This window comes from Lelliottia sp. 489 (genome assembly GCF_050435885.1).
Taxonomy (GTDB): Bacteria; Pseudomonadota; Gammaproteobacteria; order Enterobacterales; family Enterobacteriaceae; genus Enterobacter; species Enterobacter nimipressuralis.
Window position 1 is genome coordinate 43,102 of record NZ_JBNDLC010000005.1, and the last position, 16,500, is coordinate 59,601.

The 16,500-nt window shown below is 55.6% G+C and carries 15 protein-coding genes and 1 pseudogene; 10 read left to right on the forward strand and 6 right to left on the reverse strand.

What is annotated here, in order from left to right; translation table 11 throughout:
• Positions 1–105 precede the first annotated feature (105 nt).
• From mnmE to ABIE11_RS16150, 6 genes are all read right to left on the reverse strand, one after another.
• Entirely contained in the window at positions 106–1,470 is a 1,365-nt protein-coding gene (mnmE, locus tag ABIE11_RS16125; protein WP_095284122.1) for a tRNA uridine-5-carboxymethylaminomethyl(34) synthesis GTPase MnmE, read from the reverse strand.
• 72 nt (positions 1,471–1,542) lie between these two features.
• A complete protein-coding gene (gene yidC / locus ABIE11_RS16130; RefSeq protein ID WP_102105120.1) occupies positions 1,543–3,189 on the reverse strand; it encodes a membrane protein insertase YidC in 1,647 nt (548 codons plus the stop codon).
• 2 nt (positions 3,190–3,191) lie between these two features.
• Complete coding sequence (yidD, locus tag ABIE11_RS16135) at positions 3,192–3,449, reverse strand: membrane protein insertion efficiency factor YidD (protein ID WP_100778281.1); 258 nt, start codon at positions 3,447–3,449, stop codon at positions 3,192–3,194.
• Entirely contained in the window at positions 3,413–3,772 is a 360-nt protein-coding gene (gene rnpA / locus ABIE11_RS16140) for a ribonuclease P protein component (RefSeq protein WP_095284128.1), read from the reverse strand. Before rnpA ends, yidD begins: the two co-directional genes overlap by 37 nt.
• A 16-nt stretch (positions 3,773–3,788) precedes the next feature.
• On the reverse strand, positions 3,789–3,929 hold the full coding sequence (gene rpmH, locus ABIE11_RS16145) for a 50S ribosomal protein L34 (RefSeq protein WP_003023858.1): 141 nt from the start codon (positions 3,927–3,929) through the stop codon (positions 3,789–3,791).
• A 227-nt stretch (positions 3,930–4,156) separates the two neighbouring features.
• Entirely contained in the window at positions 4,157–4,237 is an 81-nt protein-coding gene (locus ABIE11_RS16150; protein WP_420171573.1) for a hypothetical protein, read from the reverse strand.
• 292 nt (positions 4,238–4,529) lie between these two features.
• Between ABIE11_RS16150 and dnaA the strand changes: the two genes are divergently transcribed.
• From dnaA to ABIE11_RS16200, 10 genes and pseudogenes are all read left to right on the forward strand, one after another.
• The gene (dnaA, locus tag ABIE11_RS16155; protein ID WP_100778280.1) at positions 4,530–5,924 is read left to right on the forward strand and encodes a chromosomal replication initiator protein DnaA; all 1,395 of its coding nucleotides are present in this window, start codon (positions 4,530–4,532) and stop codon (positions 5,922–5,924) included.
• 4 nt (positions 5,925–5,928) lie between these two features.
• Positions 5,929–7,029: a DNA polymerase III subunit beta gene (dnaN, locus tag ABIE11_RS16160; protein ID WP_100778279.1), complete on the forward strand. Its 1,101-nt coding sequence runs from the start codon at positions 5,929–5,931 to the stop codon at positions 7,027–7,029.
• Complete coding sequence (gene recF / locus ABIE11_RS16165) at positions 7,029–8,102, forward strand: DNA replication/repair protein RecF (RefSeq protein ID WP_100778278.1); 1,074 nt, start codon at positions 7,029–7,031, stop codon at positions 8,100–8,102. Before dnaN ends, recF begins: the two co-directional genes overlap by 1 nt.
• 28 nt (positions 8,103–8,130) lie before the next feature.
• Positions 8,131–10,545 carry a DNA topoisomerase (ATP-hydrolyzing) subunit B gene (gene gyrB, locus ABIE11_RS16170; protein ID WP_100778277.1) on the forward strand — a complete coding sequence of 805 codons (2,415 nt, stop codon included), beginning with the start codon at positions 8,131–8,133 and terminating at the stop codon, positions 10,543–10,545.
• A gap of 173 nt (positions 10,546–10,718) precedes the next feature.
• Complete coding sequence (gene yidA / locus ABIE11_RS16175; protein ID WP_100778276.1) at positions 10,719–11,531, forward strand: sugar-phosphatase; 813 nt, start codon at positions 10,719–10,721, stop codon at positions 11,529–11,531.
• Between the two features lie 223 nt (positions 11,532–11,754).
• Complete coding sequence (gene dgoR, locus ABIE11_RS16180; RefSeq protein ID WP_100778275.1) at positions 11,755–12,444, forward strand: D-galactonate utilization transcriptional regulator DgoR; 690 nt, start codon at positions 11,755–11,757, stop codon at positions 12,442–12,444.
• Positions 12,441–13,319, forward strand: coding sequence for a 2-dehydro-3-deoxygalactonokinase (locus ABIE11_RS16185; RefSeq protein WP_429184871.1), 879 nt, complete (start codon positions 12,441–12,443; stop codon positions 13,317–13,319). The genes dgoR and ABIE11_RS16185 overlap by 4 nt, the downstream gene beginning before the upstream one ends.
• Positions 13,303–13,920, forward strand: a complete 618-nt coding sequence (locus ABIE11_RS16190) for a 2-dehydro-3-deoxy-6-phosphogalactonate aldolase (RefSeq protein ID WP_100778273.1) — start codon at positions 13,303–13,305, stop codon at positions 13,918–13,920. The genes ABIE11_RS16185 and ABIE11_RS16190 overlap by 17 nt, the downstream gene beginning before the upstream one ends.
• The gene (gene dgoD, locus ABIE11_RS16195; protein WP_429184872.1) at positions 13,917–15,065 is read left to right on the forward strand and encodes a galactonate dehydratase; all 1,149 of its coding nucleotides are present in this window, start codon (positions 13,917–13,919) and stop codon (positions 15,063–15,065) included. Before ABIE11_RS16190 ends, dgoD begins: the two co-directional genes overlap by 4 nt.
• 86 nt (positions 15,066–15,151) lie before the next feature.
• Positions 15,152–16,487, forward strand: a pseudogene (locus ABIE11_RS16200) (MFS transporter).
• Positions 16,488–16,500: the final 13 nt, after the last annotated feature.

The following is a 16,500-nucleotide window of genomic DNA, read 5'->3' on the forward strand; positions in this document are numbered from 1 at the left end:
CCCATGATCGGCAGGCTGGAAGCATAGGGGGAGAAACGGGAAGAAGCGAGTTGCCATTTGGACAAAGGTGATTTCCCAGGAGGAAATCACCTTTGAGGCGGGAGGTTATTTGCCAATACAGAAGCTTGAGAAAATGCGGCCCAGCAAATCGTCGGAAGTAAACTCACCGGTAATTTCACTCAGGCTCTGCTGCGCCAGCCGCAGCTCTTCCGCCAGCAGTTCACCCGCCCAGGCGCCGAGCAGCTGTGCTTTGCCCTGATCGAGATGATTAGCCGCTTGTTCCAGCGCCTGCAGGTGACGGCGACGGGCCAGGAAACCGCCTTCCATGCTCGTATCAAAGCCCATGCTCTGTTTGAGATGGTTACGCAGGTCATCTACGCCTTCGCCGGTACGCGCCGACAGACGGATTAGTGAGTGACCATTCACATCGCTCAGGCCCAGCGTTTCACCTGTTTTATCGGCTTTGTTACGCACCACGGTAATCGGCAGTTTGGCGGGCAGACGGGCGATAAAGTCCGGCCAGATTTCAGCGGGATCAACGGCGTCGGTGGTGGTTCCGTCGACCATAAACAGCACGCGGTCAGCCTGCTCGATCTCCTGCCACGCACGCTCGATGCCGATGCGCTCCACTTCGTCGCTGGCGTCGCGCAGACCGGCGGTGTCGATAATGTGCAGGGGCATACCGTCGATATGAATATGTTCGCGCAGTACGTCGCGGGTCGTGCCGGCAATATCCGTCACGATCGCCGCTTCGCGGCCAGCCAGGGCGTTCAGCAGGCTCGATTTCCCGGCGTTAGGGCGACCGGCGATAACCACTTTCATCCCTTCGCGCAACAGGCTGCCCTGACGCGCTTCGGCGCGCACGGCGTCGAGATCGGACATGACGCTGTTCAGCTGCGCTTCGATTTTACCATCGGAGAGGAAGTCGATCTCTTCATCGGGGAAGTCGATGGCAGCTTCCACGTAGATTCGCAGGTGAGTGAGTGCTTCCACAAGATGGTTCACGCGTGCGGAAAACGCGCCCTGCAGGGAGTTCAGGGCGGAACGTGCCGCCTGTTCAGAGCTGGCGTCGATCAGGTCAGCAATGGCTTCGGCCTGCGCCAGGTCGAGCTTGTCGTTGAGGAACGCACGTTCGGAGAACTCGCCCGGCTTAGCAATACGCAGGCCCGGCAAGGTCAGAATACGTTTTAACAGCAGGTCGAGGATCACCGGACCGCCGTGGCCCTGCAGCTCCAGCACGTCTTCACCGGTAAAGGAGTTTGGGCCTGGGAACCAGAGCGCGATGCCCTGATCCAGCGCGGTGCCGTCTGCATCTTTAAACGGCAGGTAGTCGGCGTAACGCGGCTTTGGCAGTTTGCCCAGCACGGCTTCGGCCACCTCGCGCGCCTTGAGGCCGGAGATACGCAGAATGCCTACACCACCGCGTCCCGGTGGGGTTGCCTGGGCGACGATCGTGTCGTTATGGCTCATGGGATGTCTCGTCAAATACAAATAAAAAAGGCGGTCAAATGACCGCCCTTATTTTAGCGTTCTCTTACCGAATCAGGATTTTTTCTTTTCGCGGCTATGCAGGCCACGTTTTTCCAGACCACGGTAGATCAGCTGCTGCTGGATGATGGTCACCAGGTTGCTGACGATATAGTACAGCACCAGACCTGACGGGAACCACAGGAAGAACACGGTGAAGATGACCGGCATGAAGGTCATGATCTTCTGCTGCATCGGGTCGGTCACGGTGGTCGGCGACATCTTCTGAATGAAGAACATCGTCACGCCCATCAGGATCGGCAGGATGTAGTACGGGTCCTGTGCAGACAAGTCATGGATCCACAGAGCAAATGGCGCGTGGCGCAGCTCAACGGAACCCATCAGCATGTAGTACAGCGCAAGGAAGATTGGCATCTGAATCAGCAGCGGGAAGCAACCACCCAGTGGGTTTACTTTCTCTGCTTTATACAGGGCCATCATTTCCTGGCTCTGACGCTGTTTATCATCGCCCAGACGTTCACGCATCGCCGCAATCTTCGGCTGCAGCATACGCATCTTCGCCATGGAGGTGTACTGCGCTTTGGTCAGCGGGTACATGATGCCACGAACGATGAAGGTAATAACGATGATGGAGAAGCCCCAGTTACCCAGGAAGCTGTGGATCCACTTCAGCAGTTTGAACAGCGGCTGAGAGATGAACCACAACCAACCATAATCGACGGTCAGATCCAGATGTGGTGCCACGGCTGCCATTTTGTCCTGAATTTCAGGACCGACCCACAGGGTGCTGGCCAGTTGACCTGTTTGACCAGGCTGAACCAGAACCGGCTGCGATTTGTAGCCGATAGCCGCAATGCCATTGCCCAGATTCGCAGTGTAGAAGTTATTGGTACCGTTGTTATTTGGCACCCACGCTGTCGCGAAATACTGTTGCAGCATCGCAACCCAACCGCCTTTAGCACTGACGTTCAGGTTTTCGTTATCGGCGATGGTGTCGAATTTGTATTTCTCGTACTTGGTATCTGGCGTGGAGTACGCAGCGCCACGGAAGGTATGCAGCGCAAAGTTGCTGCTTCCGGTGTCACGGTGAGACGGCAGATTGATGGACTGCTTCAGCTGACCAAACGTGGAAACTTCCAGTGGTTTCTCACCGGCGTTCTGCACGTTATAGCCCACATTCACCGCATACTCACCGCGTTTCAGGGTGAAGGTTTTGGTGAAGGTGTTGCCCGCGGCGTCAGTGTAAGTCATCGGGATCGCGAGTTCGTTCTGACCATCAGCCAGTACAAAGGTGTCACTGTCGACGTTATACAGCGGACGAGCGCCATTAGCCGGGTTGTCCGGGCCATCACGACCGGTCAGACCGCTCTGAGCCTGATACAGGAACTCAGGCGTCGTTTCCAGCAGCTGGAAAGGCTCGTTTGACTTCAGCTCTTTCGGGTAAGTCAGCAGCAGTGCCTGCTCAATATCGCCACCACGGGTGTTGATAGTCAGCTCAAGCACATCGGTTTTCACCGTAATCTGCTTCCCTTGGCCACTGGCCGGTACGCCCTGGTCGGCGGCGCTACCCGCTACGGTGGTCGTTGTCTGCGTGGTCTGTTGCGGCTGTGGTTGAGGATTTTTATCCTGCTCCCATGCCTGCCAGATCATGAAAGACACGAACAACAAAGCGATGACTAAAAGATTGCGTTGCGAATCCATCGTTAGTGTTCTCTGGTATCAAATGGTCCGGGTGGGACGGGGTCGTCACCACCAGGGTGTAAAGGGTGGCATTTTAATACGCGTTTCACCGTCAACCAACTGCCTTTTATCACTCCAAACCTGCGCAATGCCTCAATTCCGTAGCTGGAACAGGTTGGAGTGAAACGACAATGCGGCCCGAGCAGCGGACTGATCAGGCGCTGATAGACCCGAATACAGGCTATCAGGACCCTTGAGCCAGGCGACAATGGCGGCGCCATAGTTTTTCCAACGCTTCCGAGAGAGCACGGTTATCGAGGTCGGCAACCCCTTTTTTAGCCACCACCACGAAATCCATTGAAGGCAGTTCATGTTGACGTAAACGGAAGCTTTCACGCGTCAGACGTTTAATCCGATTGCGTTCATGCGCACGCTTAACGTTTTTCTTGGCGACAGTTAGACCGATGCGGGGATGCCCCAGCGAATTTTGGCGGCCGAGGATGGTGATTTGCGGCGTGCCAGCCCGTTGTGGCTGCTGGAAGACGAAAGTGAAATGAGTGGGAGTTAACAAACGTAACTCCCTGGGAAATGCTAGCTTAACCACCAGGGGTTAGCTTTTATTACTTAGAAACGGTCAGACGAGAACGGCCTTTAGCACGACGACGTGCCAGAACCTGACGACCATTTTTATTAGCCATACGAGCACGGAAGCCGTGAGAACGGTTGCGCTTCAGTACAGACGGTTGAAAAGTGCGTTTCATGGCGATTTCTACCTAAACTTGAATAAATTCACTGACTTTCGCGTATACCCGAACGATTATCGAACGACTAACGCCTCAGCGTGGGTGATTAAAGAGGCCGGATTGTAATAATTGTACACTCCGGAGTCAATTCTCTTTCCTTATTTCCCGCGTATTTCCGCACGATTTCGTGTGGAAAATGAGCAGCGTCCCGCGCGGAGGACGAGCATCACGCGCCGGGTGGGGGATTATACGACCTCCCAACCAAAGCGCAAGGATCGTCCAGGATCATCATTAGATCTTTTAAGCAAAAAATTGTCTGTGCTCATTAATTTTTCCAATATGCGGGCTAAATCGTGGGGCACTCCCTCCAGGATCGTTTACACTTACCCGGTTTCGGATCTTCCTGTGGATAAATCGGGAAGAATCTGTGAGAAACAGAAGATCTCTGGCTCAGTTTAGGCTATGATCCGCGGTCCTGATCGGGATCCAAAGGGGTCTGGTCAGGTAAAAATTGCAGATAGCAATTCGCACGTCACCCTTTGCACAGGGTCTTGTCGACGTGTGCCAACAATCACGAATATTCAGTATCTTTCTTTTATTGTTCGAGTGGAGTCCGCCGTGTCACTTTCGCTTTGGCAGCAGTGTCTTGCCCGATTGCAGGATGAGTTACCAGCCACAGAATTCAGTATGTGGATCCGCCCGTTGCAGGCGGAACTGAGCGATAACACGCTGGCTTTGTATGCGCCAAACCGTTTCGTGCTCGATTGGGTAAGGGATAAATACCTAAATAATATCAATGGATTGCTCAATGATTTCTGCGGCACTGATGCCCCGCAGCTGCGTTTTGAAGTCGGTACTAAACCGGTCACGCAAACTGTCAGAGAGACGGTAAACGTGGCGGCTCCGGCCCAGATTCACGTCCCGACACCGCGCATTATTCAGCCCGCGCGTTCTGGCTGGGACAACGTTCCGGCTCCGGCTGAACCCACCTACCGCTCCAACGTTAACGTGAAGCACACCTTCGATAACTTCGTTGAGGGTAAATCGAACCAGCTGGCCCGTGCGGCGGCTCGTCAGGTTGCGGACAACCCAGGCGGCGCCTACAACCCGCTGTTCCTGTATGGCGGCACGGGTCTCGGTAAAACTCACCTGTTACACGCGGTGGGCAACGGCATTGTGGCGCGTAAGCCCAATGCGAAAGTGGTGTATATGCACTCCGAGCGCTTCGTTCAGGACATGGTAAAAGCCCTGCAAAACAACGCGATCGAAGAGTTTAAACGCTACTACCGTTCTGTTGATGCGCTGCTGATCGATGACATTCAGTTCTTTGCGAATAAAGAACGATCCCAGGAAGAGTTTTTCCACACCTTCAACGCCCTGCTGGAAGGTAATCAACAGATCATTTTGACCTCGGATCGTTACCCGAAAGAGATCAATGGAGTTGAGGATCGTCTGAAATCCCGCTTCGGCTGGGGCCTGACCGTGGCGATCGAACCACCGGAGCTGGAAACCCGCGTCGCGATCCTGATGAAAAAAGCCGATGAAAACGACATTCGCCTGCCGGGTGAAGTGGCGTTCTTTATTGCGAAGCGTCTGCGCTCAAACGTGCGTGAACTCGAAGGCGCACTGAACCGCGTGATCGCCAACGCCAACTTTACTGGCCGGGCGATTACCATCGATTTTGTGCGTGAAGCGCTGCGCGATCTGCTGGCGTTACAGGAAAAACTGGTCACTATCGACAATATTCAGAAGACAGTGGCTGAGTACTACAAAATCAAAGTGGCAGATTTGTTGTCTAAACGTCGTTCCCGCTCGGTGGCGAGACCGCGTCAGATGGCGATGGCGCTGGCGAAGGAATTAACCAACCACAGTCTGCCGGAAATCGGCGATGCGTTTGGTGGCCGTGACCATACGACCGTGCTGCACGCTTGTCGCAAGATCGAGCAGTTACGCGAAGAAAGCCACGACATAAAAGAAGATTTCTCCAATTTAATCAGAACATTATCATCGTGATGCTATGAAATTTACCGTTGAACGTGAACATTTATTAAAACCGCTGCAACAGGTGAGTGGCCCATTAGGTGGCCGCCCGACGCTGCCTATTCTTGGAAACCTGCTGCTTCAGGTCGCTGACGGTACGCTGTCGCTGACCGGCACAGACCTCGAAATGGAAATGGTCGCGCGCGTGACACTTTCTCAACCGCATGATGCGGGTGCCACAACCGTTCCGGCGCGTAAGTTCTTTGATATCTGCCGTGGGCTGCCGGAAGGCGCTGAAATTGCTGTCCAGCTCGAAGGCGACCGTATTCTGGTTCGCTCTGGCCGCAGCCGTTTCTCACTCTCTACACTGCCTGCCGCGGACTTCCCGAATCTGGACGACTGGCAGAGTGAAGTCGAATTCACCCTGCCGCAGGCGACGATGAAACGTCTGATTGAAGCGACCCAGTTCTCGATGGCGCATCAGGACGTTCGCTATTACTTAAACGGCATGTTGTTCGAAACCGAAGGTGAAGAACTGCGTACCGTGGCGACAGACGGCCACCGTCTGGCAGTCTGTTCCATGCCGATTGGCGTGACGCTGCCAAACCATTCGGTGATCGTCCCGCGTAAAGGTGTGATTGAGCTGATGCGTATGCTCGACGGCGGTGATACTCCGCTGCGCGTGCAGATTGGCAGCAATAATATTCGCGCTCACGTGGGCGATTTTATCTTCACGTCGAAGCTAGTTGACGGTCGTTTCCCGGATTATCGTCGCGTATTGCCGAAAAATCCTGACAAAACGCTGGAAGCGGGCTGCGATATCCTCAAACAGGCTTTTGCCCGTGCGGCGATCCTCTCTAACGAGAAATTCCGCGGCGTGCGCCTGTATGTGAGTGAAAACCAGATCAAAATCACCGCCAACAACCCGGAGCAGGAAGAGGCAGAAGAGATTCTGGACGTCACCTACGCCGGTACCGAAATGGAAATCGGCTTTAACGTCAGCTACGTGCTGGATGTGCTCAATGCACTGAAATGCGAAAACGTGCGCATTCTGCTGACCGATTCGGTTTCAAGCGTACAGATTGAAGATGCTGCCAGCCAAAGCGCGGCTTATGTTGTCATGCCAATGAGACTGTAATGTCGCTCACCCGCTTGCTGATCCGCGACTTTCGCAACATCGAAAGCGCGGATCTCGCTTTATCCCCCGGCTTTAATTTCCTGGTTGGCGCGAACGGTAGCGGCAAAACCAGCGTGCTGGAAGCCATCTACACGCTTGGCCATGGTCGTGCGTTTCGCAGCCTGCAGATTGGTCGCGTTATTCGTCACGAGCAGGACGCATTCGTGCTGCACGGACGACTTCAGGGCAGCGAGCGTGAAACCTCGATTGGCCTGACGAAAGACAAGCTGGGCGACAGCAAAGTGCGTATCGACGGCACCGACGGCCATAAAGTGGCTGAACTGGCGCTGCTGATGCCCATGCAGCTGATTACGCCTGAGGGGTTTACATTACTCAATGGCGGCCCCAAATACCGAAGAGCCTTCCTCGACTGGGGATGCTTTCACAACGAAGCGGGTTTCTTTACTGCCTGGAGCAACCTGAAACGGCTGCTTAAACAGCGCAATGCCGCGCTGCGTCAGGTGACCCGCTATGCCCAGTTGCGCCCGTGGGATATGGAATTGGTTCCGCTTGCGGAACAAATCAGCCGCTGGCGTGCCGAATACAGCGCAGGTATCGCCGAAGATATGGCTGATACCTGTAAACAGTTTTTGCCCGAGTTTTCTCTGACCTTCTCCTTCCAGCGTGGCTGGGAGAAAGAGACGGATTATGCCGAGGTACTGGAGAAAGGCTTCGAGCGTGACCGTATGCTGACCTACACCGCACACGGCCCGCACAAAGCGGATTTCCGCATTCGCGCCGACGGTGCGCCGGTGGAAGACACGCTGTCGCGCGGGCAACTCAAGCTTTTGATGTGCGCACTGCGCCTGGCGCAGGGTGAGTTTTTAACTCGCGAGAGTGGGCGACGTTGCCTGTATCTAATAGATGATTTTGCCTCGGAACTCGACGATGCACGGCGCGGGCTGCTTGCCAGCCGCTTAAAAGCCACGCAGTCGCAGGTTTTCGTCAGCGCCATTAGCGCTGAACACGTTATGGACATGTCGGACAAAAATTCGAAGATGTTCACCGTGGAAAAGGGTAAAATAACGGATTAACCCAAGATTAAATGAGCGAGAAACGTTGATGTCGAATTCTTATGACTCCTCCAGTATCAAAGTCCTGAAAGGACTGGATGCGGTGCGTAAGCGCCCAGGTATGTATATCGGCGATACCGATGACGGCACCGGTCTGCACCACATGGTATTCGAGGTTGTGGATAACGCTATCGACGAAGCGCTCGCGGGTCACTGTAAAGATATTATCGTCACCATCCACGGCGATAACTCCGTTTCCGTACAGGATGATGGCCGTGGTATTCCGACCGGCATTCACCCGGAAGAGGGCGTATCCGCTGCGGAAGTGATCATGACCGTCCTGCACGCAGGCGGTAAATTCGATGACAACTCCTATAAAGTGTCCGGCGGCCTGCACGGCGTGGGCGTTTCCGTTGTTAACGCCCTGTCGCAGAAGCTGGAGCTGGTTATCTACCGCGAAGGTAAAATCCATCACCAGGTGTATACCCACGGCGTGCCACAGGCACCGCTGGCGGTCACTGGCGAAACGGAAAAGACCGGGACCACCGTGCGTTTCTGGCCGAGCCACGAAACCTTCTCTAATGTGACTGACTTCGAATACGACATTCTGGCAAAACGTCTGCGCGAGCTGTCGTTCCTGAACTCCGGCGTGTCCATCCGCCTGCGCGATAAGCGCGACGGTAAAGAAGATCATTTCCACTACGAAGGCGGCATTAAGGCGTTTGTTGAGTACCTCAACAAGAACAAAACGCCGATCCACCCAAATATCTTCTACTTCTCTACCGAAAAAGACGGCATCGGCGTGGAAGTGGCGCTGCAGTGGAACGACGGTTTCCAGGAAAACATCTACTGCTTCACCAACAACATTCCACAGCGCGACGGTGGTACGCACCTGGTCGGCTTCCGTACCGCCATGACCCGTACCCTGAACGCCTACATGGATAAAGAAGGCTACAGCAAAAAAGCGAAAGTCAGTGCCACCGGTGACGATGCCCGTGAAGGCCTGATTGCTGTGGTTTCCGTGAAAGTGCCAGATCCGAAATTCTCGTCTCAGACCAAAGACAAACTGGTCTCTTCCGAGGTGAAATCTGCGGTTGAACAGCAGATGAACGAGCTGCTGAGCGAATACCTGCTGGAAAACCCGTCTGACGCGAAAATCGTTGTCGGCAAAATCATTGATGCGGCGCGTGCCCGTGAAGCGGCGCGTAAAGCCCGTGAAATGACCCGTCGTAAAGGTGCGCTGGATCTGGCCGGTCTGCCGGGCAAACTGGCGGACTGCCAGGAACGCGATCCGGCTCGCTCCGAACTGTACCTGGTGGAAGGGGACTCCGCGGGCGGTTCTGCGAAGCAGGGCCGTAACCGTAAGAACCAAGCGATTCTGCCGCTGAAAGGTAAAATCCTGAACGTTGAGAAGGCGCGCTTTGACAAAATGCTCTCCTCTCAGGAAGTGGCGACGCTGATCACCGCTCTCGGCTGCGGCATCGGTCGCGACGAGTACAACCCGGACAAACTGCGCTATCACAGCATCATCATCATGACCGATGCGGACGTCGATGGTTCACACATCCGTACGCTGCTGCTGACCTTCTTCTACCGTCAGATGCCAGAAATCGTTGAACGCGGCCACATCTACATTGCACAGCCACCGCTGTACAAAGTGAAGAAAGGCAAGCAGGAACAGTACATTAAAGACGACGAAGCGATGGATCAGTATCAGATCTCTATCGCTCTGGATGGCGCTACCCTGCATGCGAATGCCCACGCTCCGGCGCTGGCGGGTGAGCCACTGGAGAAACTGGTCTCTGAGTACAATGCGACGCAGAAAATGATTGGTCGTATGGAGCGTCGCTTCCCGCGCACGCTGCTGAAAGAGCTTGTTTATCAGCCGACGCTGGCTGAAGCCGATCTCAGCGACGAGCAGAAAGTGACGCGCTGGGTGAACGCCCTGGTGACTGAGCTGAACGAAAGCGAGCAGCACGGCAGCATGTGGCAGTTTGACGTTCGCGAGAACGCTGAACAGCACCTGTTCGAGCCAATCATCCGCGTACGTACACACGGCGTAGACACCGACTATCCGCTGGATCACGAGTTTGTGACCGGTGGCGAATACCGCCGTCTCTGCACGCTGGGCGAAAAACTGCGTGGTCTGATCGAAGAAGACGCGTTTATCGAACGTGGCGAACGCCGTCAGCCGGTTGCCAGCTTCGAGCAGGCGCTGGAGTGGCTGGTGAAAGAGTCTCGTCGTGGTCTCTCCATTCAGCGTTATAAAGGTCTGGGCGAAATGAACCCGGATCAGCTGTGGGAAACCACCATGGACCCGGAAAGCCGCCGCATGCTGCGCGTGACCGTGAAAGATGCGATCGCCGCTGACCAGCTGTTCACTACCCTGATGGGCGACGCCGTTGAACCGCGCCGCGCTTTCATCGAAGAGAACGCATTGAAAGCCGCGAATATCGACATTTAATTCAGGCCGTCGATTCTGTAAGCCCGGTAGGCGTAGCCTCACCGGGCTTTTCTTTGCCTGCAAAAGAGGAATCTCCTCTTTAAATCCCATCCCCCTTTCTCGACGACTCTTTTACTGTTTTCTGTGCGGAATCGCGTTAGCATGAGGACAGACTCATTTAAATCGGGGATCTCATGGCCATCAAACTCATTGCAATCGATATGGACGGCACGCTGCTGCTGCCTGACCACACTATCTCTCCTGCCGTTAAAAATGCGATTGCCGCCGCTCGTGCGAAAGGCGTGAACGTGGTGCTGACTACGGGGCGTCCGTATGCCGGTGTTCACAGCTATCTGAAAGAGCTGCACATGGAACAACCGGGCGATTACTGTATCACCTACAACGGTGCGCTGGTGCAGAACGCCAGCGATGGCAGCACGGTCGCGCAAACGGCGTTGAGCTATGACGATTACCTGTACCTGGAAAAACTGTCCCGCGAAGTGGGTTCTCACTTCCACGCGCTCGATCGCAACACGCTGTACACCGCGAACCGCGACATCAGCTACTACACCGTACATGAATCCTTCGTGGCGACCATTCCGCTGGTATTCTGCGAGCCGGAAAATATGGACCCGGCCACGCAGTTCCTGAAGGTGATGATGATTGATGAGCCTGCGATTCTGGATCAGGCTATCGCCCGCATCCCGGCGGAAGTGAAAGAGAAATACACCGTGCTGAAAAGCGCGCCGTACTTCCTCGAAATCCTTGATAAACGCGTCAATAAAGGCACCGGCGTGAAATCGCTGGCCGATACGCTGGGCATCAAGCCGGAAGAGATCATGACCCTGGGCGATCAGGAAAATGACATCGCGATGATCGAATACGCGGGTATGGGCGTGGCAATGGAAAACGCGATCCCGTCGGTGAAAGAAGTGGCCAACTTCGTCACCAAATCTAACCTCGAAGATGGCGTAGCTTACGCGATCGAGAAGTTCGTGCTGAACTAAACCGTCTCAAACGCATCAGCCCCGGCGATTAACCGGGGCTTTTTTTTGCCTGTTGATCGATGGGTTGTTCTTTTTGTGATCTGGATTGTAGTACAACACAATATGATTGTACTACATTACGGCCATGGAATTGACGAACGACCTCACGTTTGTACTGCAAAAGTGAGGTGAAACTCATCGGTCGCGGTAAAGTAGTGATGGACAAAAGAAACAAGGATTCTCCATGACTCTCAACAAAACCGACCGCATCGTCATCGCGCTGGGCAATCAGATTGTCAGCGGTAAGTACGTACCGGGTTCGCCGCTTCCCGCCGAGGCCGAGCTGTGCGAGGAGTTTGAAACCTCGCGCAACATCATCCGCGAAGTGTTTCGCTCGCTAATGGCGAAACGGCTGATCGAAATGAAGCGTTATCGCGGCGCCTTTGTCGCCCCGCGTAAACAGTGGAACTACCTCGACACCGACGTTCTGCAGTGGGTGCTGGCAAACGACGACGACCCGCAGCTCATCGGTGCGATGAGCGAGGTACGAAACCTGGTTGAGCCGGCAATTGCCCGCTGGGCAGCCGAGCGGGCGACATCAGGGGACCTGGCCCAGATCGAAGCGGCGCTCAACGACATGATCGCCAACAACCAGGACAGGGACGCTTTTAACGAAGCGGATATCCGCTATCACGAGGCGGTGCTGGAATCAGTGCATAACCCGGTTTTACAGCAGCTTAGCGTGGCGATCAGCTCGCTACAGCGCGCAGTTTTTGAACGGACCTGGATGGGGGATGAGGCCAACATGCCCAAGACCCTGCAGGAACATAAAGTGCTGTTCGATGCGATACGACATCAGGACAGCAATGCGGCAGAGCAAGCGGCGCTCGCCATGATCGCCAGCTCGACACGAAGGTTAAAGGAAATCACATGACATCTCGCTACATCGCTATTGACTGGGGATCGACCAATCTGCGCGCCTGGCTTTATGAAGGCGATAAATGCCTGGATAACAGGCAATCAGAAGCAGGCGTCACGCGCCTGAACGGTAAATCCCCTCAGGCGGTGTTAGCAGAAGTCACTGAAAACTGGCGCGAAGGCGCGACACCGGTGGTCATGGCTGGGATGGTAGGCAGCAACGTGGGCTGGAAAGTCGCGCCGTACTTGCCTGTTCCTGCCCATTTCTCTGCCATTGGTGAGACGTTAACGTCCGTTGGCGACAATATCTGGATTATTCCCGGACTTTGCGTTTCCCGTGACGATAACCATAACGTGATGCGTGGCGAAGAGACACAGCTCCTCGGCGCGCGCACCCTTTCTCCTTCTTCTGTCTATGTTATGCCCGGCACGCACTGCAAATGGGTGCATGCCGACGCGGAGCAGATCCACGATTTTCGGACCGTGCTGACCGGCGAATTGCATCATGTGCTGCTGCGTCATTCGCTGGTGGGCGCCGGCCTGCCGGAACAGCAACCCTCTCCTGAGGCTTTTGCTGCCGGGCTTGCACGCGGTCTCGCTTCGCCTGCCGTTCTGCCACAACTTTTTGAAGTTCGCGCTTCACACGTGCTGGGGACTCTCCCGCGTGAACAGGTCAGCGAATTTCTCTCCGGTCTGCTGATTGGCGCAGAAGTCGCCACCCTGGGCGAGCAGTTCGCCGGGCAGCAGGACATCACCCTTGTCGCGGGTTCATCGTTAACCGCTCGTTACCAGCAGGCGTTTCGCGCCTGTGGTCGCGAAGTTTCAACGCTTGAAGGCGACGTGGCATTCCAGGCAGGTATAAGGAGCATCGCTAATGCAGTGGCAAACTAATCTCCCTCTCATCGCGATTTTGCGCGGCATTACGCCGGACGACGCGCTCGCACACGTGGGCGCAGTCATCGACGCCGGATTTGACGCAGTGGAAATCCCGCTCAATTCACCGCAGTGGGAAAAGAGCATCCCGGCAGTGGTGGACGCGTTTGGCGACAGAGCGCTAATTGGCGCGGGTACGGTCTTAAAACCCGAGCAGGTCGAGCAACTCGCCAGTATGGGCTGCAAGCTTATCGTCACGCCAAACATTCAGCCCGAGGTCATCCGCCGCGCGGTAGGTTACGGCATGACCGTCTGCCCTGGCTGTGCGACTGCCACCGAAGCGTTTACCGCGCTGGATGCGGGCGCGCAGGCGCTGAAAATTTTCCCGTCGTCGGCCTTCGGCCCGGATTACATCAAAGCGCTGAAAGCGGTACTTCCGGCTGATGTTCCGGTCTTTGCCGTGGGGGGCGTGACGCCGGAAAACCTGACGCAGTGGCTGAATGCCGGTTGTGCAGGGGCAGGGCTTGGCAGCGATCTCTATCGCGCCGGGCAGTCCGTTGAGCGTACTGCAGCGCAGGCAGCCGCGTTTGTTAAGGCGTATCGAGAGGCAGTGAAATGAAAATTACCAACATCACCACGTACCGTTTACCCCCGCGCTGGATGTTTCTAAAAATCGAAACCGACGAAGGCGTCATCGGCTGGGGCGAGCCGGTAATTGAAGGCCGCGCGCGTACCGTCGAAGCGGCGGTGCATGAGCTGAAAGAGTTCCTGATCGGTCAGGACCCGGCGCGTATTAACGATCTGTGGCAAGTAATGTATCGCGGTGGATTTTATCGCGGCGGCCCGATCCTGATGAGCGCCATCGCCGGTATCGATCAGGCGCTGTGGGATATCAAAGGCAAAGTGCTGAACGCTCCGGTCTGGCAGCTGATGGGCGGTCTGGTGCGCGACAAAATTAAAGCCTACAGCTGGGTCGGCGGTGACCGTCCGGCAGAGGTGATCGACGGCATCAAAACGCTGCGCAAAATTGGCTTTGATACCTTCAAGCTTAACGGCTGCGAAGAGATGGGCGTCATTGACAGCTCCCGCGCGGTGGATAACGCCGTGAATACGGTGGCGCAAATCCGCGAAGCCTTTGGCAATGAGATTGAGTTTGGCCTCGATTTCCACGGTCGCGTCAGCGCGCCGATGGCGAAAGTGCTGATCAAAGAGCTGGAGCCGTACCGCCCGCTGTTTATCGAAGAGCCGGTACTGGCGGAGCAGGCCGAGTACTATCCGACGCTGGCGGCGCAGACCCATATTCCGATCGCGGCGGGCGAACGTATGTTCTCGCGCTTCGAATTCAAACGCGTGCTGGAAGCGGGCGGCCTGGCGATTCTGCAGCCGGATCTGTCCCACGCCGGGGGTATCACCGAATGCTACAAAATCGCTGGTATGGCCGAAGCTTACGACGTGGCGCTGGCGCCGCACTGCCCGCTGGGACCGATTGCCCTGGCCGCCTGTCTGCACGTGGACTTCGTCTCGCGTAACGCGGTATTCCAGGAGCAGAGCATGGGCATCCATTACAACAAAGGTGCTGAGCTGCTCGATTTTGTGAAAAACAAAGAAGACTTCAACATGGAAGGCGGGTTCTTCAAACCGTTAACCAAACCGGGTCTGGGCGTGGACATTGACGAAGCCAAAGTGATTGAGCTGAGTAAAAACGCCTCCGACTGGCGTAACCCGCTGTGGCGATATTCGGATGGTAGCGTAGCGGAGTGGTGATCACCATTTCGTAAGCCCGGTCAGCGCCATATTCCCGGGCAAAAATTCTTACCCACAAAAACATAACCCTCTGTAACTTACAGGGCATGGTGACGTGTATCGCTATGCCCAAAATCTGGAGACAGATTAATGGATATTTCTGTGACTACCGCAAAAACAGGCCGTCGTCGTTACCTGACGCTGCTGATGATTTTTATTACCGTGGTGATTTGCTACGTTGACCGCGCCAACCTGGCCGTAGCGTCCGCGCATATTCAGGAAGAGTTTGGCATTTCGAAAACCGAGATGGGCTACATCTTCTCGGCGTTTGCCTGGATGTATACCCTGTGCCAGATCCCAGGTGGACGTGTGCTGGACCGCCTAGGCTCTCGCACCACCTACTGCATCGCGATTTTTGGCTGGTCCGTTGCCACCCTGTTCCAGGGCTTTGCCACCGGACTGCTGTCGCTGATTGGCCTGCGTGCCATCACCGGGATCTTCGAAGCGCCCGCTTTCCCGACCAACAACCGCATGGTGACCAGCTGGTTCCCGGAGCATGAACGCGCCTCGGCGGTGGGGTTCTACACCTCCGGACAGTTTGTAGGCCTGGCGTTCCTCACGCCGCTGCTGATCTGGATCCAGGAGTCGCTAAGCTGGCACTGGGTGTTCATCATCACCGGCGGCGTCGGGATTATCTGGTCGTTTGTCTGGTTTAAGGTCTATCAGTCACCGCGTAAAACCAAAGGCATCACCACAGCTGAACTGAATTACATCGAGCAGGGCGGTGGTCTGGTGGATGGCGATGCGCAGATTGAAAACAAGGGGCGCACCCGCCTGACCAAAAGTGACTGGAAACTGGTTTTCCACCGCAAACTGGTGGGGGTTTATCTCGGGCAGTTCGCGATTGCGTCAACCCTGTGGTTCTTCCTGACCTGGTTCCCGAACTATCTGACCCAGGAAAAAGGCATCACCGCGCTGAAAGCCGGTTTCATGACCACGGTTCCGTTCCTGGCAGCGTTCGTGGGCGTCCTGTTGTCGGGCTGGATTGCCGATATGTTAGTGCGCAAAGGCTGCTCGATTGGATTCTCGCGCAAGCTGCCGATCATCTTCGGCCTGCTGCTCTCCACCTGCATCATGGGCGCGAACTACACCAATGACCCGGTGTGGATCACCGTGCTGATGGCGGTGGCCTTCTTCGGCAACGGTTTTGCGTCCATCACCTGGTCGCTGGTCTCCTCACTGGCACCGATGCGTCTGATTGGCCTCACCGGAGGCGTGTTTAACTTTGCCGGCGGGTTAGGCGGTATCACCGTTCCGCTGGTCATTGGCTATCTGGCGCAGGCGCACGGCTTTGCACCTGCTCTGACCTACATCTCCGTCATCACTCTGATTGGCGCGCTCTCCTACATCCTGCTGGTCGGCGATGTTAAACGAGTAGGCTAAATCTTCGCGATGC